The organism is Oceanihabitans sp. 2_MG-2023 (genome assembly GCF_030547245.1).
Classification (GTDB): domain Bacteria; phylum Bacteroidota; class Bacteroidia; order Flavobacteriales; family Flavobacteriaceae; genus Oceanihabitans.
This window is the reverse complement of sequence record NZ_JAUOQT010000003.1, coordinates 95,044-113,113: the sequence shown is the minus strand read 5'-3', so window position 1 is coordinate 113,113 and position 18,070 is coordinate 95,044. Positions and strand designations below refer to the sequence as shown.

Genomic DNA, 18,070 nt, shown 5'->3' with positions numbered 1-18,070 from the left:
ATATTAACCATTTTTACACTCATATTTATCTCTAAAGAAACTTTCTTAAATTTTAAATTTGTTTACCTAAACACTTGTAAACAAGTAATATTTAATAAACAATAAAATCATGAAATATTTATTAATTCTATTAACGAGTATCACCTTATTAAGCTTCACAAAAAAAGAAAAAACCATAAATACTTACGTTATTGAAGTAACAACATATAAAATTAAAGAAGCAGTAAGTAATGAGAATTACTGGATTGAAGACGCAAAAGTAGATGCTAATTACACAAGTAAACAACCAGGTTATATAAGTCGAGAAAGTGCTTATAACGAAGACACTAAAACTTTTTTGGTAGTAGCCAAATGGAAAACAATGGAAGATGCAGAAGCTTCAATGGCTAAGTTTATGAAAGATGAATCTGTAGCAGATTTTGCAAACATGATTGAAGGAAGCACTATGAAAATGTCCCGCTATTTAGTAAATTAAATAGTAATCATTGATTAATAGCAAGTAGTAAAAGGTTACTTTCCCTATAGTAGCCTTTTCTATTTATAGCATATAGTAAAGTTCTTAATAAATTAAAAAAACTAATGTCAGATATAAAAACATGCCCAAAATGTGGCGCTAAAGCAAAATATAAAGTAAAAGGAACTATTGAGTCTTTTGAAGCTGTACAAGATGATGAAGCCTTCAAAAAAATAGGTCAGCTTAAAAAAGCAATGCAAAAATTTAAGGATAAAGCTGAGGCTTTAGAAAAGGAGTTAGAAATATTAAAAACTAAAATATAATTATGGATATTCAGCAAAATAAAAAAAACGCCATTGCTTTTTACAAAATGGCTTACGAAGGTAATCCAACAAAAGCAGTAGCATTATATGTTGGAGATGAATACATTCAGCATAACCCAATGGTTGCCGATGGTCCGCAAGCGTTTATAGATTATTTTGATCGCATGCAAAAAGAATATCCTGTTAAAACTATGGATTTTGTGAGAGCTGTTGCTGAAGGTGATTTAGTTGCATTACATACACATCAAATCTGGCCAGATAACGATCAATATATAACTATGGATTTTTTTAGGTTTAATACCAACGGAAAAATTGTAGAACATTGGGATAGCATACAACAAATTCCAAAAACTTCTGCTAATAATAATACGATGTATTAATTAGTTATATGAAAATTATTAAAAAAAATTACGGTTGGATAATTGTTACTATTTTATCTAGTTTACCATTATTGGTGGTTTTTAAAATGATAAACATCGATTTTTCAAATGGGGTATCTATGTCTTTTGCTGAAAATGCTGTTGGTGAAGGTAGAACGACTATAGAAATGTTATATCACGTAACAGGTGAGTTTGCAATTCGTTGGATGACTGCTGTGTTAACTTGCACACCTTTCTTTATCATTTTCGGTGTTTCTAACCTTTTTGTTAGGCAAGCTATGGGAATTGCAACCGCAGTTTGGAGTATATTACATTTTATCTTTTTTATTGCTGCTGAAGGTTTTTTAGAAACCTTTACACAAACTAATTATGTTGCTGGGTTTATAGCAGTTTTAATTCTTATTCCGTTGCTACTTACCTCAAATAGAAAAGCCATGAAAAAGCTAAAAGCGAGATGGAAAAAGCTTCAAAGCTTTGCATATGTTGCCGTTTTATTAAGCTTAATTCATGTTGCTATTTTAGATAAAACTTGGATAATCTATGCTGTAATTATTGGTTTAGGTTTCATTATAAGAATTCCGGTTGTAAAAAATAAATTCGTTATTTTTAGAAAAAACAAAAAAATTGCGAATTCTTAATTAGGATGTACAGTCTTAACTTTTATATGTTGTGTTTCTGTAATTTTTTTAAAATTGGTTCGACCTAAACATAATAAAAAACCAAAAAAGCTAAAAAATGAAACAACCAACCAAAGTATTAAAAGTAAGTCAATTAAAAAATAAAGTACCAGAACACGCTTTGGTCAATGGTTTAGATTTAGTCATTGTAAAGTTCGATGACGATATTTCTGTGCTTTACGGAAGGTGTTTGCATCGAGGCGCTTTAATGTCTGATGGTCATGTAGATGGACACAACCTAATTTGTGGTGTTCACGGATGGGATTATCGTGTAGATTCAGGAGTTTCAGAATATAATAATAAAGAGGTACTTCATAAATTTTCAACAAAAATTGAAGGTGATGATTTATTTGTTGATGCCTTTGAAATCGATGCTTATTTAGTTAATAATCCTCAACCTTTTAATCGTGATGCCTACTTAGGTGCTTATGCAGATACACATCCTGAAGATACAGAACCTTACACAGGTTATATTAAAGAATTAGCTCAAAACGGACTTAAAAACCTTGGTCATCATGGCTTTTCTGCCTCCATGGGTGTTGATAGAAATACATTACCTAAATGGGATAACATACAGTTTTTACCAGCGCAATTAGCAACACGTCCTTTATTGGATGAAGAATCTGTGGTGACTAAAGTGGTTATTGGTCCAAATGCTAAAAAACCATTAGAATTAGATATTCCTTTATTTGTAAGTGACATGAGTTTTGGTGCTTTATCTAGAGAAGCTAAAATCTCATTATCTAAAGGTGCAGAACTTGCAGGAACAGGTATTTGTTCTGGTGAAGGCGGAATGCTTCCTGATGAACAAGCTAATAACTCGAGATATTTTTATGAATTAGCATCTGCTCAATTTGGATTTTCTTGGGATAAATTAGATAATGTTCAAGCGTTTCACTTTAAAGGTGGTCAAGGTGCAAAAACAGGTACTGGCGGACATTTACCAGGCAGTAAAGTAAGTAAAGAAATTGCCGAAGTAAGAGGATTAAAAGAAGGAGAAACGGCTATCTCACCAGCAACGTTTCCTGATTTTCATGGTGTAGATGATTTCAAAGATTTTGCTAAACAAGTTCGTGAGAGAACTGGCGGAATTCCTATCGGATTTAAAATAGCGGCAAGTCATATTGAAAAAGACATACAATTTGCACTAGATGTTGGTGTGGATTACATCATACTCGATGGTCGTGGAGGCGGAACAGGTTCTGCACCAACCATTTTAAGAGACCATATTAATGTTCCAACGATTCCAGCATTAGCTAGAGCTCGTAAATATTTAGATAAAGTTGGAGCCAACAATATTACATTGGTAATTACTGGTGGACTTAGAGTTGCTGAAGATTTTGCAAAAGCATTAATGCTTGGTGCAGATGCCATTGCAGTTTCAAATTCAGCTTTACAAGCTATCGGTTGTTTAGGTATGCGTGCTTGTGGAAGTAATAATTGTCCTGTGGGTATTGCAACTCAAAAAGAATCGTTACGTAGTCGTATAATTATTGACTCATCTGCAAAACAATTACATAACTTTTTTGATGCTACAAATGATTTAATTAAAGTAGTCGCAAGAGCTTGTGGTTATGATGATGTCAATAAATTTAATCATGATGATTTGTCTACTTTTGATGTTGATATTCATAAACTAACAGGAATAAACTACGCTGGAATAAACTAAGAAACTATGAAAGAACAAATGCATATAGCAGCACAATATTTATCTGCTGCTGGAATTAGTTTTCTTGATAAAAAAGATGATGATAGTCACACCAATATGGGTTTTAACGTTAGCAAAGCTTCCTTAGAATCACATTTACTTTCAAAAAATGGAGACCAGTTATGTTTAAATTATAACGACTTTTCATTACAATGGAAATCAAAAGCCAAAACAGTTTCATTCGATTTAGATGGCGCGACGCATCAAGATGTATTGAGTTGGTTAACAGACACTTCTAAATCTCATTTAGATAAAGCATACACCTATAACTTACACTACGATTTACCATATAGCATTGATAATTCTTATATCTTTCAATTAGAAAGTACTGAAGAATTAAAAGAGTTAATTCAATTAAGAACATTAGCGCAATTAAGCTTAGAGCAAATCAATACAGATTTTAATAAAACTGCAAGTATTAGGGTTTGGCCACATCATTTTGATACTGGTATCTACACACAATTAGATGACAGTGCTATGAGCTTTGGTCTTGGATTGGCAATTCCTGATAATTTAAGCGATGTGCATTATCTTTATATTAGTGGTTATAAAGATGGAAAAGCAATAGAACCTTCAAATTTTAATGCTTTAAAAAATGGTACATGGATTAATAAAGACTTTAAAGGTGCCATTTTACCAGCGACACAAGTTTCAAAAAAAGAAGCAGTTTTGTTTTTTAAAGAAGCCATAAATCCATTTAATAGATAAAAATTCAGTTTGAAAATAGACATTATAAAAAAGTATAACGACGTAAGAACAGCGACTATAGATTTTTGCAGCCATTTGCACATAGAAGATTTTTCTATTCAAGTGGTACAATTTGCAAGTCCTGCAAAATGGCATTTAGCACATACGACTTGGTTTTTTGAAACTTTTATCCTTAAAAATTATGTAAAAGATTATAAAGAGTTTGATGCCGATTTTAATTTTCTCTTTAATAGTTATTACAACAATCTTGGCGATAGAATTTTACAAAACAACAGAGGCAACATGTCGCGTCCAAGCACAGACAAAGTTTTTGCATACAGAACATATGTAGATGCTAAAATGCAAGATTTTCTGAAAAATACTTCAGACGAAAACATAATCGATTTAGTCATTCTTGGTTTAAATCACGAGCAGCAACATCAAGAATTGTTAATTACAGATGTGAAATACATGCTTGGTCATAATCCTATTTTTCCGGAGTATCACAAAGATTTCAATTTAATTAAAGACGAAAATACAACTGCAAATAGCGTTAAAATTCAATCTGGTGTATACCAAATTGGTCATCAAGAAGATGGTTTTTGTTATGATAATGAATTAGGTGTACACAAAGTATATGTCGACGATTTTGAAATCAACAATCACTTGGTCACTAATGGTGAATATCTTGAATTTATGCAATCTGGTGGATATTCCGATTTTAATCTTTGGTTAGATGAAGGTTGGTCTTGGGTAAATAAAAATGAAATAAAAGCACCAATGTATTGGCATAAAATAGATGGTGAGTGGCATAGTTATACCCTTGCAGGAATACAAAAAGTAGCTAAAGATGCTATTTTAAGTCATATTAATTTCTTTGAAGCTAATGCCTTTGCTGCATGGAAAGGGATGCGTTTACCAACCGAATTTGAATGGGAAATTGCATCCAAAGCACTCCATTGGGGAAAACGTTGGGAATGGACAAATAGTGCTTATTTGCCATATCCAAATTTTGAAACCGAAAATGGAGCAGTAGGTGAGTATAATGGTAAATTTATGAGTAATAAAATGGTACTTCGTGGTGCTTCTGTAGCGACTTCTAAAAACCATAGCAGACCAACATATCGTAATTTTTTTAACCCAACAGAAAGGTGGCAATTTACTGGAATTAGACTAGCAAAATAGATGATAGACCTAACAAAAACTAAAAATCATAATAGCCAAAATATAGAGATGCTAGAAACATTTAAAAAGGATGTAAAACAAGGACTAGATTCCAATCCTAAAACCTTATCCTCAAAATATTTCTATAATAAAATTGGTGATGCACTTTTTGTGGAGATCATGAATCTTCCAGAATACTATCTAACTCGAAGTGAATTAGATATTTTTCAAAATAAAACACAAGATTTAATAAACGCTCTACAATTAAATTCCAATACACCTTTTGAATTAATTGAGTTAGGAGCTGGTGACGGTTTAAAAACTAAAAAATTGTTGCGTTCTTTAGATAAGCAAAACTATACCTTTGATTATTTACCTATAGATATTTCATCAAATGCATTGCAATTATTAAAAAAAGACCTTTCAAATACATTACCAAATGTATCTGTTAAAACACAACAAGGTGATTATTTTAAAATATTAGCTTCGTTAAAAAAGAGTAGTAAACCCAAAGTTATTTTATTTTTAGGTTCTAATATTGGAAATATGGATGATGAAAAAGCTGCTGAATTCATCTATAATTTAGGTGCTAATTTAAAACCTGGAGACAAACTGTTATTAGGTGTAGATTTAATTAAGGCGAAAGAAATTGTATTACCTGCTTATAATGATAAGCAAGGAATTACCGCTAAATTTAATCTTAATTTATTGCATAGAATAAATGAAGAATTAGGTGCCGATTTTAATCTAAAAAACTTTAAACATCAGCCAGAATATAATAAAGAGGAAGGTATTGCTAAAAGTTACATAGTAAGTACAGAACAACAAACAGTAACTATAAATGCATTAGAAACTTCTTATACTTTTGAAGCAGATGAAAAAATTCACACCGAAATTTCTAGAAAATATAACGATGCTTTAATCGAAAAAATAATAGCAAATACAGACTTTACTCTTCAAACTAAAATACTAGATAGTAAAGCATATTTTGCAGATTATATATTGACAAGAAACTAGCAAATGGAAATAACAAATCTAGCCGTTTTAGGACTTGGTAGTCGCTCCACATTATTTTATCTAAGCGAATTAAATCGTTTATATAATATTGTAAAAGGAAATTATTCTACCTGTCCTTTTATACTATTAAACATTAATTTTAATACTATTAATGTTTTATTACCAAACACTTCAAAAGAATTAGATATGGTTGTAAAACAGTATACAGATGAAATAGAAAAACTGCAAGTAGAACATGTTTTAATTCCAAATATTACGCTTCATGAAACAATAGATAGATTAAATATCAATAAAAAGGTGCATCATCCTATTTCTTTAAGTATAAAAAAAATAAAAGCCAACCATTGGAAAAAAGTGGTTTTGTTTGGTTCTTTATTCAGCATGCATGCTTCCTACATAAAAAATAAATTTTCTGAAAATGCTATTGAATGGATAGTACCTTCAGAAGAAGATATGCAGTTTCTTGATGTGTTTAGAAAACAAGTGTATAACGAAACAGAAACCATGGAAGATATTGAAAAATTCCATACACTTATCGATATTTATTCCGCAAAACACCCAGTAGTATTGGCTTGTACAGAATTATCTATTTTAAAACCAAAAACATCTAAGAACCTTTTAGATATGGCAACGGTTCAGATAGAGCAAGCCATTCAATGTATTTTAAAATAAAGCAGACATTTACCATTTTTAGTCTCAAATGTATCTTCCATATCAAGGGAATATAAATAACCTTTGTAAAATAGTATAAGGCAAAATGTATACAAAAAGTATTATGAAAATAGCAGTAACATCAGCAAGTGGAAAATTAGGAGCTTCTATTGTAAAGCATCTTATTCCATTAATTGGTAAAAATAATATAATAGCAATTGCTAGAACCCCTCAAAAAGCAGAGCATTTAGGTGTTGCAATTAGAAAAGGAGATTATAATAGTCGTGAAGATTTTGATACTGCATTAAAAGGAATAGATGCTGTTTTACTGGTTTCTGGAATGGATGCACCAGATAAACGAATTGTTCAGCATAGAAATGTTATTGAAGCTGCTAAATTAAATGGCGTAAAAAAAATAGTTTATACAAGTATTGTTGGTGCAGAGAAAGGAAACGCCTTTAGTCCAATAGTTCAAACCAACAGACAAACAGAAAAAGACATACAAAATTCTGGTCTAGAATGGAGTATTGGAAGAAATGGGATTTACATTGAGCCAGATATAGAATATCTAGACACCTATATAAAAGAAGGTGAAATTAGAAATTGTGCAGCTGAAGGAAAATGCACCTATACTAGTCGTGAAGAACTTGGTTATGCTTATGCTAAAATGCTTATTGAAGAGAAACATAATGGCAAAATTTACAATCTTGTAGGAAATGCTATAACGCAAGGAGAACTTGCAGACTATTTAAACATTGTGTTTGGTACACATTTAATTTTTAATAATGTTTCTGTTGAAGCATATAAGAAAGAAAGAACAGCTGCTTTAGGTGATTTTATGGGAACAGTTATAGCAGGAATTTACGAAGGCATTAAAGAAGGAGCAAATGCTGTTACTTCCGATTTTGAAATTGTTGCTGGTAGACCACACAAATCTACAGTCGAAATGATAAAAGCATACATTAATTTTGCTAATTCCATCTAAATTTAATTAATAAATTATTTTTAGCAATACCAAAATTTTAAAGGTGTTTGCAATAAAATTCGAATTCGTTACTAAATAAGTGTTTGTTGTAGAGTTAGTTGTCTTTTTCTACTAAATTTTACAAGGTATAATACAATCTGTTTTTTTGCATTGTCTTGTGATCCAAAAACACAACGAAAAAGCACACCTTGTTCTGTAAATAAATAGTAGGAGCAGTATCTGTTTTTTCTAAATAAACACTATTTAATTTCTTTAGCTACTTTATAATAACCATTAATGATGAATCTGGTTTGATAATGTGTCGTGATTTTATTAGTAGCTTCTTTTGTGACCTTTAATACTTTTTTCGGAAGCATTTTCATGTCTAAACGCACTGATTCTAGTGTAGAAGTATACGCTTTTAGAATGTTTTTAAGATTTATTTTTTCAAATCTCCAGCAGCTATATAATGTAATTTAGGTATGATTATAACTAGTTTTTACTATCTCTGGTATTATTAAAATGGAATATGCTACAAAAAATACGACTATTATATTTCCCTATGGAAATATAGTTTTAAATAAATTAGTAAGCACTTACTAATATTTTTAATATATTAGTTTTTTATTACTAAAATGGATTTGAAAACTAAAATTAAAAAAAAAGCTATTTCTCTATATAATAGCTACGGTATTTCCAATGTTTCTATGAAACAAATTGCAGATGCTCTAAGCATAAGTGCAGGAAATTTAAGCTACCATTATAAAATAAAAGCAGATCTATTAGAGGTTATTTATAAAGAAATGTATGCAGAAACATTAGATTATATATTGCCACAAAATACCTATATCACTTTATTTCATTTTCAAGAGATGCTGTTAAAGTTTGACAATTTGCAATATCGCTATGCTTTCTTTTTTAATGATATAGTACATATTATTAAAACCTACCCCAAAATAGCGAAACAATATGAAGCATCTAATTTAATTCGCTTTAAAGAAGCTAGAAAATTAATAGATTATTATATAGAAACGGGTAGAATGCAAGCAGAAAATCAATATATAGATTACAACAAAACCATTTATACCGTTTGGATGACTAGTACTTTTTGGCAATCGCAAAAATTAGCAATTCAAACTACAGATTATACTGTAAATAAGTGTTCTGCAATAGAAATGCTTTGGACCTTATTTTTACCTTATTTAACCCCAAAAGGGTTAGAAGAATATCAACAATTACGAAAATTTGTAAAAATATCTAATAAATAATATATGAGAAAAATAGATTCCCTTTTAACCGAATATGCAGAAAGCCACCAAACAAAAATGAATATTGCCATACACTATGTTTGTGTGCCATTAATTTTCTTTAGTTTAATTGGGTTATTAGCTAGTATTCCGATGCCAGAAATAATCACGAATAGTTTACCAACGACTTTAACATCGTATGCGCATTTTGGAACTTTAATCATTCTATTTGGACTATTCTATTATTTACGTTTATCTGTAGTTCTTTTTATTGGAATGCTGTTATTTTCTGCTTTAGTACTTTTTGGGATTCATCAAATTGCACAACTTAATATAGCACCACTTTGGATCATGATGCTTATCCTTTTTGTAGTAGCTTGGATTGGGCAATTTATAGGTCATAATCACGAAGGAAAAAAACCTTCCTTTTTAAAAGATCTTCAGTTTTTAATGATTGGTCCAGCTTGGACGATGAGTCATGTGTTCGAAGCCTTAAAGATTAAATTTTAAACAGATATATCTTAGCATTTAGAAACAGATGGAAACGTCTGTTTTTTTTATGTTTTAATACTTCAGTTATAAAGTGTTAAAACCAATAAAACTCTACTATCTTTGCACAAAATAAAAATTATGTCAAAAACATTTTCTAGTTTAGGTATTAACAATGTATTAGAGAGTAATTTAGCAGACTTAAATATTACTGTTCCAACAGATATTCAAGTAAAAGCAATTCCAGTAATTCTTAATAATACAGAAGATGTTGTCGCAATAGCAAAAACAGGAACGGGTAAAACCGCAGCCTTCGGTTTGCCTTTATTACAATTAATAGACACAAATAAAGAGAATATTCAAGTTGTAATCTTAGCTCCAACACGAGAGCTAGGACAACAAATTCATAAAAGCCTATCGACTTTTAATTCTGAAGAATTACAGATTTCTATAGCAGGTGTTTTTGGGGGAATTCCTATAAAACCACAAATAGAAAGACTTAAAGATACTACACATATTGTAGTTGCTACACCAGGACGTCTTGCAGATTTAATGGAAAGAAATGCAATAGAGATTAAAGCTGTTTCCTATTTTGTTTTAGATGAAGCAGACGAAATGGTTAGCGCACACAAAGAAGGTGTGGATACTATAATTAAAGCATTGCCAAAAGACAGAAGAACACTTTTGTTTACAGCAACTATGCCTGGAACCATCAAGCAATTGGTGCAAAATAGCTTATCTAAAAATGTAATTACTATTGAAGCAGATATGCAAACTATTGGTCATCAAGGTATAGACCATCAATATGTAATTGTTGAACCTATAGAAAAATTAAATGTTTTAATGCATTTCTTGAATTCCAATGAAGGTAAACGCGGAATCATTTTTTGTAAAACTAAAGCAGCAGTAAATAAATTAGCAAAAAAATTAGCAATAAATAAATTCTCTTCTGGAGCTATTCACGGAAGCCTTTCTCAAGGCATTCGTGATCGTATTATGGGGCAATTTCGAGAAGGTCACATTCATATTTTAGTGGCTACCGATTTGGCTGCTCGTGGTATTGATGTAAAAGATTTAGCATTTGTTGTTAATTATCATTTGCCAGATACCTACGATGCATATGTACACCGAAGTGGTCGTACAGCAAGAGCAGGAGCGAAGGGCTTGTCTTTAAGCGTTATACAGCAAGATGAAGTACAAGACATTCCAGAGTTTGAAGACGAATTAGGCATCGTTTTTAAAGAATATCAAAAAGCAGATACCAAAAGTATTGAGGAAAATAATGGATTACTTTGGGCAAGAAAAATTTTTAAAACGAAAGTAAATCGAGATATTCCTGAAGATTTTAAAGCAAAAGTAAAAACCATCTTTCATCATTTAACTAAAGAAGAATTGGTGGATAAAATACTATCTAATTATATCGCAAATAATAATACCATTGTTGAAAAACAAGAAGTAGTAAAGAAGAAAAAGAAAAAATAAGCAATGGCACATTATTTAAAAGCACAGCAAGATATTTTAGATAAACTAAAAATAAAAGCGCTAAATCCTATGCAGGAAGAAGCATTGTTATCCATTACAAGTACAGCAAATACTGTTTTATTATCTCCTACAGGAACAGGAAAAACAGTTGCTTTCTTATTACCAACTATTGCGGCATTAAATACCAATAATAAAAATGTACAGTTATTAATTTTAGTGCCTTCTCGCGAATTGGCGATTCAAATAGAACAAGTAATTCGCACTATGGGCTCCGGTTTTAAAGCTAATGCAGTTTATGGAGGAAGACCTTTTAGTAAAGATAAATTGGATTTAGCACATACACCAGCAATTTTAATTGGTACTCCTGGAAGAGTTGCAGATCATTTACGTCGAGAAACTTTTAGTGTTGAAGATATTAACACTTTTGTTTTAGATGAATTTGATAAATCGCTAGAAGTAGGTTTCGAAAAAGAAATGAAAGAAATTATAAGTAGTCTACCTTTTATTAAAAAACGCATTTTAACATCTGCAACACAAGACATGGAAATTCCTCGTTTTGTAGGATTGAAAAATGAATTAATTATTGATTATTTAGATACTGTTACCTCTAATTTAGAAATTAAAAAAGTAATTTCTCCAGCTAAAAATAAGCTTCAAACTTTAGTAGATTTATTACAGGATATTGGTAATAAACCAGGAATCGTTTTCTGTAATTTTAAAGATACTATTCAATATGTGAGTGATTTTTTAAACGAAAACAATATTGCTCATGGTTGTTTTCAAGGAGGAATGGAACAAATTGATAGAGAACGAGCTTTAATAAAATTTAGAAACGGTACACATCAAATAATAATTGCAACAGATTTAGCAGCTCGAGGATTAGATATTCCGGAGTTAAATTATATTATTCATTACCAATTGCCTATAAAAGCGGAAGAGTTTACACATAGAAATGGAAGAACAGCCCGTATGAATGCCGAAGGTACAGCTTATGTTTTACAGTGGGAAAATGAAACTTTACCAGCGTTTATTGAAACGAAAAGTGTTTACAAACCAAATGGTAAAATTTCCACAATAGAAACCCAATGGGCTACTTTATTCATTTCAGGGGGAAGAAAAGATAAAATATCGAAAGGCGATATTGCAGGGTTACTTTTTAAACAATGTAATCTAGAGAAATCTGAAATTGGTATTATTGAACTGAAACAAGATTGCGCATTTGTTGCTGTACCTAAAACGAAAATACTTTCCATAATAGATACAGTTAATAATCTACGTTTAAAGAAAAAGAAAGTTCGTGTAACTTTGGTTTAATCTAGATACTTATCAAATAGTTTTTTTGAAACATTTTATCATATATATCTTTACTAAACATATATAATTGTGCTGGTCTTTTTGAAACACCAACTTGCTTTTCATCTAATGCGATAATATATTTTTTATTGATTAGTTTTCTTCTAAAATTTCTATTGTCTATTTCTATTCCTAGAATAGATTCATATAAATCTTGTACATCATTGATGGTAAATTTATCCGGAAGTAACTTAAATATAATAGGTTCAGATAAACACTTTACTTTTAAATCTGCATATGCTTCTTTTATGATTTTCTCATGATCAAATCCCAATTCTGGTAAATCATTTACAGGAAACCACGTCGCATTATTCTTATTGTTTGTTAAATCAACATCTTCTGTTTTTAACAAAAAGTAGTAAGCAACCGTAATGGTTCTAGAATTAAATTCTTCATTTTTTATCCATAATACATCTTTTGCATTAGTTAAACGATTCGGATTTCCAAAGGCTTTAAATTGCTTTTTGTATTGATTGGTTAATCCTGTTAATTCTTTTAGAACTCTTGTTGCGGTATCATCTAAGGTTTCATGTGTATAAACATGATAACCAGTTAATACATAGTCATCTACTAAAACTTCATTTTTCGATTCTAAATATCGCTTTATTAATAAAATATTTAATGATTTAGTATTTACATCATATCCAAAAACAACGCAATCTACAGATATATTTAATATTTTTTCGGGCTTCATAAGTCTTTCAATTTTCAATATTAATTCCTAATAGAATTTCATAAAACAATTAATATTGGTATTAAACGTCAATTGTACATTAGCAATAATAGTGCTTTTTATTGATAAAACCTTAATTTTTTATCAATTTTACATATATAAATGATAATTTAACATATATTTTTTTAGAATAATTAGGTTTTTAAAGTTTTTTTATAATACATTTGAAAAATAAACGTAAAAATGACGTTTTATAATTTATTCATTATTTAACCTATTGTAAAATGGAAAAACTATTCACCTTCAGTATTTTAAGTTTTAATAAAGAAAAAAAAAGAAAAACTATTTTTATAACTTTATGTGCTTTGCTATTTCTTTCATCCTATGTAACATTTTCTCAGGAAGACAAAATGGAAGTGGAGGAAGAAAACAAATATGTTCCATTTAGTATTGGTGCGCATTTAAAAAACATGCATACTTGGCATGGTTTTGTTGTGCATCCTGGGGCGATGATTGCTACAAACATAGAATTCAATTCAAAAAATAAAAAATTCACTTTTGGTTTTTGGGGAGGAGCAAGTTTTTCTAAAGTAGATGTAAAAAATATTAATACGGGAGTAAATGAAAGTGCATACTATAAAGAAGTATCTATTTATACTAAATATCGATTTTCAGATAAATTCTTTATTGAAGCTGTTTCACATAATAACTATACAGGAGTTGAAGAAAGAGGAGATAAATTAGAATATTGGAGCTATGATAAAACACAGGGGTATAACTTTGTTGATCTTAATTTTGGTTACAATATAACACCTAACACCTTATTGTATTTTGCAACCATTATTGGAGGTGGTTCTGGTGATTATGAAGTGCAAGATAATGGGGATTTAGAAAATTCTTGGACACATTATTTTGAAGTGAGTAGTAAAGTTTGGCAGAACAAAAACTCAAGTTTGTCACTATTTGCAGGAGGAGCATGGTCTTTTATAACCGATAAAACATTTTATACAGAAGGAGCAGGAAATATTATTAATGTTGGCGCCACTTTTAATAAACAATTTGCAGTTTTTAAACACAATATACCTGTAGATGTTACACTTATGTGGAATCCTGAACAAGAAAAAACGGTAGTGCAATTAGATGTTACTTTGTTTTAATTGTATAGCTATATAACAAACCTTTTTGTAGAATAAATAAATTAAAGATTATGAAAACAAAAACGATAACACTCTGTATAAAGAATAGAATACTTCCAGTATTACTAATTGTATGGATATTTAATCTTAATAGTTGTGCAGAGCAGTTAAATAATTCTGAGTCCACGAATGATGATACTGAAGAAATAGGAGATGTTTTTGAAAGTAAAATAGATCTTAGTAGTAAAAAAATAGGCTATTGTTCTCCTTCATTAAATGCACCTTATTATCAGGCTTTATGGCAAAGTATAAAGTCTACTACAGAAAAAAATGGCATGCAATTTTTATCTGCGGATGGCCAAGATGATATTAATAAGCAAATTGCTGCTGTAGAAGATTTAATTACTAAAGGTGTAGATGCACTACTTCTTAACCCTAAAGATCCCGATGCTTTAGTTGGTGTTACTAAATTAGCAGAAGCTGCTGGTATCCCTGTTTTTATAATTGATAGTTCTATAAGCCCTGAAGCAGAATTTGTAACGACTATACAATCTAACAATTTAGCTAATGGTGAGTTAGCTGGAGAATGGTTAGCTAAAAAATTTGGAAACAAACCTATGAACATTGCTTTATTAAGCGGAAATGCAGGAAACCCAGTTGGTCGTACACGTAAACAAGGTTTATTACAAGGGATTACCGAAGAACAATTGCGTACGCTTGGTAAGATTAACTTGAATGTAAAAACACAAGCCTATACCGAATGGTCTTATGCAGGAGGACTTAAAGCTATGGAAGATATTTTAGTAGCGCATCCAGATGTTAATGTAGTCATTACAGAATCGGATGTTTGTGTGTTAGGTGCTATTAAAGCAATTGCACAAGCTGGTAAAACCGATGATATTTTAATTGTTGCTGGTGCAGATGGACAAAAAGAAGCGATTAAATACATCATGGAAACCGATTTTTATGGTTGTACTGCAATGAATAGTCCTGTGCAAATTGGTAAAAATGCAGTACAATATGCTGTAGAATATATGAATGGTAGAACCGATTTTGATAAAAAATCATACACAGCACCTTTATTAATTACTAAAGAGAATGCTGCTAAGTACTACAATCCAAACGCGATATTTTAATTTAATCTAATAGATATGAAAAACTCAGCAAGTGAATATCGTCTAGAAATGTCAGGAATTTCCAAAAGTTTTGGTGTTGTTTCTGTACTTAAAGATGTGAACTTAAAAGTAAAGTCTGGAGAAATTCATGCTTTATTAGGTGAAAATGGTGCAGGTAAATCTACTTTAATTAAAATTTTAAGTGGTGTACACCAAAAAGATACAGGTACTGTAGTTTTAGATGGTGAAGTGATTAACCCTAAAAACACACATGAAGGTCAGGTTTTAGGTATTAATGTGGTCTATCAAGAATTGTCTTTAGTAAACGATTTATCCGTTGCAGAAAACATTTATTTACACAAATTAGGTGCAAGTAAATCTTGGATGAATTGGAAAGGTTTAATTAAAGATGCTCAAGAATTATTAGATTCTTTAGACTTTAAAATTGATGCTTCCGCTAAAGTGAAAAACTTAAGTATTGTGCAAAAACAAGTGGTTGAAATTGCTAAAGCTATTTCAGAAGACACCAAAATTCTTGTACTTGATGAGCCTACAACAGTTTTCGATCCAAAAGATGTTAAAAAACTGTTTCAAATTCTTTTCAAATTAAAAGAACAAGGTATTTCTATAATTTATATATCACATCATTTAGATGAAGTTTTCAAAATAGCTGATACCGTTACAGTGCTTAGAGATGGCGTTGATACTGGTAGTATGCCTATTGCAGATACAGATAAAGATGGCGTGATACATTTAATGATTGGACGCGAATTAAAAGATTTATATCCAAAAAGGGATATTAAAATTGGAGAGGTGCCAATCTTTCAAGTAAAAAACTTAACCGCTAAGGAAACTATGGTAAATGATGTTTCTTTTCATGTAAAACCAGGTGAAGTACTAGGTATTGCTGGTTTAGGTGGAAGTGGAAGAACAGAAACTGCTAAATTGATTTTTGGTGCAGATAAAAAGAAATCTGGAACCTTAATTCTAGAAGGCAAAGAGATTAAAACCAATTCTCCAGTAGATGCTGCAGGATATCAAATTGGCTTTGTTTCCGAAGATAGAAAAGAGGAAGGTGTTTTCTTACCACTATCTATAAGAAGAAATATTAGTGTGACTAGTTTTAAATCTATTTCTAGTAAACTAGGTTTTATAAATGTAGAAAACGAATACAAAAAGGTATTAGGTTTAATTGAAAAATTAAACATCAAAACACCTAACTCTGAGGTTAATGTGAAAAATCTTAGTGGTGGAAATCAACAAAAAGTAGCTTTAGCGAAATGGTTAAGTATTGATAGTAAAGTTATTTTTATTGATGAACCAACTAGAGGCGTAGATGTAGGTGCAAAGATTGAAATCTACAACCTTATTAATGAGGTTGCAAAAAAAGGAGTTGGTGTCGTTGTAATATCTTCAGACATGCCAGAAATTATGGGGATTTCAGATCGTATTCTCGTAATGCATGAAGGTACCATTTATGGCGAATTGCAAAAACAACAATTTTCAGAAGAAAACATTTTACGTTACTCCATTGGAGAAGCATTAAAACAATATAATTAAACTAACTAAACATTCACGTTATGGCTTTAACAATAAAACAACAACTTAGTACTCCTGGAGGAATACTTAAGTTTTTAGTCAAGTATAATACGATATTCATTTTTATATTATTAGTGATTTTTTCGGCATTAATTTCCGATGTGTTTTTTACTTCCGTAAACCTTTCGAACTTATTAAAACAAGTGTCTGGTATTGGTATTATCAGTATTGGTATGCTCATAGTTATTCTAACAGGTGGTATTGATTTGTCTGTAGGTTCAATGGTAGCATTATTAGCGGTCACTTTTGCCATTTTGGTTAATATTTTTGCTTTACCACTGGCTATTTTAATGACTATAGTTATTGGTTTCGGATTAGGAAGTGTTTCTGGTTACCTCGTTGCTTATCAAAAAATGGCTCCATTTGTAGCTACATTAGCATTAATGACTATTGCCAGAGGTTTAAGTTTTATCTACTCTAAAGGTTCTCCTGTTACATTTACAACCGTTGGTGGAAAATTCATGTCAGACTTCGCAAACAACGCTACTTTGGGTATTCCTAATATCGCTATAGTCTTTTTTATCATAGTTATCTGTACTATGGTAATGCTACGATACAACGTTTTTGGAAGATTAATTATCGCTATTGGTAGTAACGAAGAAGCGTCTCGTTTATCTGGAATAAAAGTTAATAAATACAAGTTTTTAGTCTATGCTATTTCTGGTGCTTTAGCTGCAACTGCTGCTATTATTGTGGCTTCTAGAACTAATTTAGGTTCTCCAAACATGGGAATGGCTTGGGAGCTAGATGCTATTGCTGCTGTAGTTATTGGTGGTGCAAGTTTAAATGGAGGAAAAGGAACTGCAATAAATACTTTAATGGGGGTGCTTATTTTAGGATTAATAGGAAACATTTTAAACTTACTAAATGTTCCTTCGTATCCGCAACAAGTGGTTAAAGGCGCTATCATCATTTTTGCAGTGTTATTACAAAGATTCGAAAGCAAATAAA

General features: G+C 30.7%; 19 protein-coding genes. 18 read left to right on the top strand and 1 reads right to left on the bottom strand.

The features are described 5' to 3' along the window. Window positions 1-109 precede the first annotated feature (109 nt). The 14 genes from Q4512_RS07135 to Q4512_RS07070 all read left to right on the top strand — a co-directional run bounded on the left by Q4512_RS07135 (window position 110) and on the right by Q4512_RS07070 (window position 12,557). Complete coding sequence (locus tag Q4512_RS07135; protein ID WP_303423412.1) at window positions 110-475, top strand: hypothetical protein; 366 nt, start codon at window positions 110-112, stop codon at window positions 473-475. Between the two features lie 104 nt (window positions 476-579). Continuing rightward, a complete protein-coding gene (locus Q4512_RS07130) occupies window positions 580-777 on the top strand; it encodes a hypothetical protein (RefSeq protein WP_303423410.1) in 198 nt (65 codons plus the stop codon). Between the two features lie 2 nt (window positions 778-779). Continuing rightward, window positions 780-1,157, top strand: coding sequence for a nuclear transport factor 2 family protein (locus tag Q4512_RS07125; RefSeq protein ID WP_303423407.1), 378 nt, complete (start codon window positions 780-782; stop codon window positions 1,155-1,157). A gap of 8 nt (window positions 1,158-1,165) precedes the next feature. After that, complete coding sequence (locus Q4512_RS07120) at window positions 1,166-1,795, top strand: ferric reductase-like transmembrane domain-containing protein (protein ID WP_303423405.1); 630 nt, start codon at window positions 1,166-1,168, stop codon at window positions 1,793-1,795. Window positions 1,796-1,892: 97 nt separating this feature from the next. Further along, the gene (locus Q4512_RS07115) at window positions 1,893-3,503 is read left to right on the top strand and encodes a glutamate synthase-related protein (protein ID WP_303423403.1); all 1,611 of its coding nucleotides are present in this window, start codon (window positions 1,893-1,895) and stop codon (window positions 3,501-3,503) included. Between the two features lie 6 nt (window positions 3,504-3,509). Next, window positions 3,510-4,250, top strand: a complete 741-nt coding sequence (locus tag Q4512_RS07110; protein WP_303423401.1) for a hypothetical protein — start codon at window positions 3,510-3,512, stop codon at window positions 4,248-4,250. A gap of 9 nt (window positions 4,251-4,259) precedes the next feature. Beyond that, window positions 4,260-5,414: an ergothioneine biosynthesis protein EgtB gene (egtB, locus tag Q4512_RS07105; protein WP_368389411.1), complete on the top strand. Its 1,155-nt coding sequence runs from the start codon at window positions 4,260-4,262 to the stop codon at window positions 5,412-5,414. Further along, on the top strand, window positions 5,415-6,410 hold the full coding sequence (locus Q4512_RS07100) for an L-histidine N(alpha)-methyltransferase (protein WP_303423399.1): 996 nt from the start codon (window positions 5,415-5,417) through the stop codon (window positions 6,408-6,410). Window positions 6,411-6,413: 3 nt separating this feature from the next. Next, window positions 6,414-7,082 carry an aspartate/glutamate racemase family protein gene (locus Q4512_RS07095; protein ID WP_303423394.1) on the top strand — a complete coding sequence of 223 codons (669 nt, stop codon included), beginning with the start codon at window positions 6,414-6,416 and terminating at the stop codon, window positions 7,080-7,082. Between the two features lie 103 nt (window positions 7,083-7,185). Next, window positions 7,186-8,046 carry an SDR family oxidoreductase gene (locus Q4512_RS07090; RefSeq protein WP_303423392.1) on the top strand — a complete coding sequence of 287 codons (861 nt, stop codon included), beginning with the start codon at window positions 7,186-7,188 and terminating at the stop codon, window positions 8,044-8,046. Window positions 8,047-8,666: 620 nt separating this feature from the next. Continuing rightward, window positions 8,667-9,293 carry a TetR/AcrR family transcriptional regulator gene (locus Q4512_RS07085; RefSeq protein ID WP_303423390.1) on the top strand — a complete coding sequence of 209 codons (627 nt, stop codon included), beginning with the start codon at window positions 8,667-8,669 and terminating at the stop codon, window positions 9,291-9,293. A gap of 3 nt (window positions 9,294-9,296) precedes the next feature. Then, on the top strand, window positions 9,297-9,782 hold the full coding sequence (locus tag Q4512_RS07080; protein WP_303423388.1) for a DUF962 domain-containing protein: 486 nt from the start codon (window positions 9,297-9,299) through the stop codon (window positions 9,780-9,782). A 120-nt stretch (window positions 9,783-9,902) separates the two neighbouring features. Continuing rightward, a complete protein-coding gene (locus Q4512_RS07075; protein ID WP_303423386.1) occupies window positions 9,903-11,243 on the top strand; it encodes a DEAD/DEAH box helicase in 1,341 nt (446 codons plus the stop codon). Between the two features lie 3 nt (window positions 11,244-11,246). Then, window positions 11,247-12,557, top strand: a complete 1,311-nt coding sequence (locus Q4512_RS07070) for a DEAD/DEAH box helicase (protein WP_303423384.1) — start codon at window positions 11,247-11,249, stop codon at window positions 12,555-12,557. Window position 12,558: 1 nt separating this feature from the next. Here Q4512_RS07070 and Q4512_RS07065 read toward each other — a convergent pair whose 3' ends face one another. Beyond that, on the bottom strand, window positions 12,559-13,290 hold the full coding sequence (locus tag Q4512_RS07065) for an NrtR DNA-binding winged helix domain-containing protein (RefSeq protein ID WP_303423383.1): 732 nt from the start codon (window positions 13,288-13,290) through the stop codon (window positions 12,559-12,561). A 263-nt stretch (window positions 13,291-13,553) separates the two neighbouring features. Between Q4512_RS07065 and Q4512_RS07060 the strand changes: the two genes are divergently transcribed. From Q4512_RS07060 to Q4512_RS07045, 4 genes are read left to right on the top strand one after another with little or no spacing between them, the layout of a single operon-like run. Further along, window positions 13,554-14,426 carry a hypothetical protein gene (locus Q4512_RS07060; protein ID WP_303423381.1) on the top strand — a complete coding sequence of 291 codons (873 nt, stop codon included), beginning with the start codon at window positions 13,554-13,556 and terminating at the stop codon, window positions 14,424-14,426. A gap of 50 nt (window positions 14,427-14,476) precedes the next feature. Beyond that, window positions 14,477-15,541 (top strand): substrate-binding domain-containing protein, encoded by a 1,065-nt coding sequence (locus Q4512_RS07055; protein ID WP_303423379.1) that lies wholly within the window; start codon window positions 14,477-14,479, stop codon window positions 15,539-15,541. Window positions 15,542-15,556: 15 nt separating this feature from the next. After that, complete coding sequence (locus Q4512_RS07050; RefSeq protein WP_303423377.1) at window positions 15,557-17,080, top strand: sugar ABC transporter ATP-binding protein; 1,524 nt, start codon at window positions 15,557-15,559, stop codon at window positions 17,078-17,080. A 20-nt stretch (window positions 17,081-17,100) separates the two neighbouring features. After that, window positions 17,101-18,069, top strand: a complete 969-nt coding sequence (locus Q4512_RS07045; protein ID WP_303423375.1) for an ABC transporter permease — start codon at window positions 17,101-17,103, stop codon at window positions 18,067-18,069. The last annotated feature ends 1 nt before the right edge of the window (window position 18,070 follow it).

Excerpts from the sequence above, each read along its gene's own strand:
- Q4512_RS07135 (WP_303423412.1), top strand. The coding sequence starts at position 110 with ATGAAATATTTATTAATTCTATTAACGAGTATCACCTTATTAAGCTTC.
- Q4512_RS07130 (WP_303423410.1), top strand. The coding sequence starts at position 580 with ATGTCAGATATAAAAACATGCCCAAAATGTGGCGCTAAAGCAAAATAT.
- Q4512_RS07125 (WP_303423407.1), top strand. The coding sequence starts at position 780 with ATGGATATTCAGCAAAATAAAAAAAACGCCATTGCTTTTTACAAAATG.
- Q4512_RS07120 (WP_303423405.1), top strand. The coding sequence starts at position 1,166 with ATGAAAATTATTAAAAAAAATTACGGTTGGATAATTGTTACTATTTTA.
- Q4512_RS07115 (WP_303423403.1), top strand. The coding sequence starts at position 1,893 with ATGAAACAACCAACCAAAGTATTAAAAGTAAGTCAATTAAAAAATAAA.
- Q4512_RS07110 (WP_303423401.1), top strand. The coding sequence starts at position 3,510 with ATGAAAGAACAAATGCATATAGCAGCACAATATTTATCTGCTGCTGGA.
- Q4512_RS07100 (WP_303423399.1), top strand. The coding sequence starts at position 5,415 with ATGATAGACCTAACAAAAACTAAAAATCATAATAGCCAAAATATAGAG.
- Q4512_RS07095 (WP_303423394.1), top strand. The coding sequence starts at position 6,414 with ATGGAAATAACAAATCTAGCCGTTTTAGGACTTGGTAGTCGCTCCACA.
- Q4512_RS07090 (WP_303423392.1), top strand. The coding sequence starts at position 7,186 with ATGAAAATAGCAGTAACATCAGCAAGTGGAAAATTAGGAGCTTCTATT.
- Q4512_RS07080 (WP_303423388.1), top strand. The coding sequence starts at position 9,297 with ATGAGAAAAATAGATTCCCTTTTAACCGAATATGCAGAAAGCCACCAA.
- Q4512_RS07075 (WP_303423386.1), top strand. The coding sequence starts at position 9,903 with ATGTCAAAAACATTTTCTAGTTTAGGTATTAACAATGTATTAGAGAGT.
- Q4512_RS07070 (WP_303423384.1), top strand. The coding sequence starts at position 11,247 with ATGGCACATTATTTAAAAGCACAGCAAGATATTTTAGATAAACTAAAA.
- Q4512_RS07065 (WP_303423383.1), bottom strand. The coding sequence starts at position 13,290 with ATGAAGCCCGAAAAAATATTAAATATATCTGTAGATTGCGTTGTTTTT.
- Q4512_RS07060 (WP_303423381.1), top strand. The coding sequence starts at position 13,554 with ATGGAAAAACTATTCACCTTCAGTATTTTAAGTTTTAATAAAGAAAAA.
- Q4512_RS07055 (WP_303423379.1), top strand. The coding sequence starts at position 14,477 with ATGAAAACAAAAACGATAACACTCTGTATAAAGAATAGAATACTTCCA.
- Q4512_RS07050 (WP_303423377.1), top strand. The coding sequence starts at position 15,557 with ATGAAAAACTCAGCAAGTGAATATCGTCTAGAAATGTCAGGAATTTCC.
- Q4512_RS07045 (WP_303423375.1), top strand. The coding sequence starts at position 17,101 with ATGGCTTTAACAATAAAACAACAACTTAGTACTCCTGGAGGAATACTT.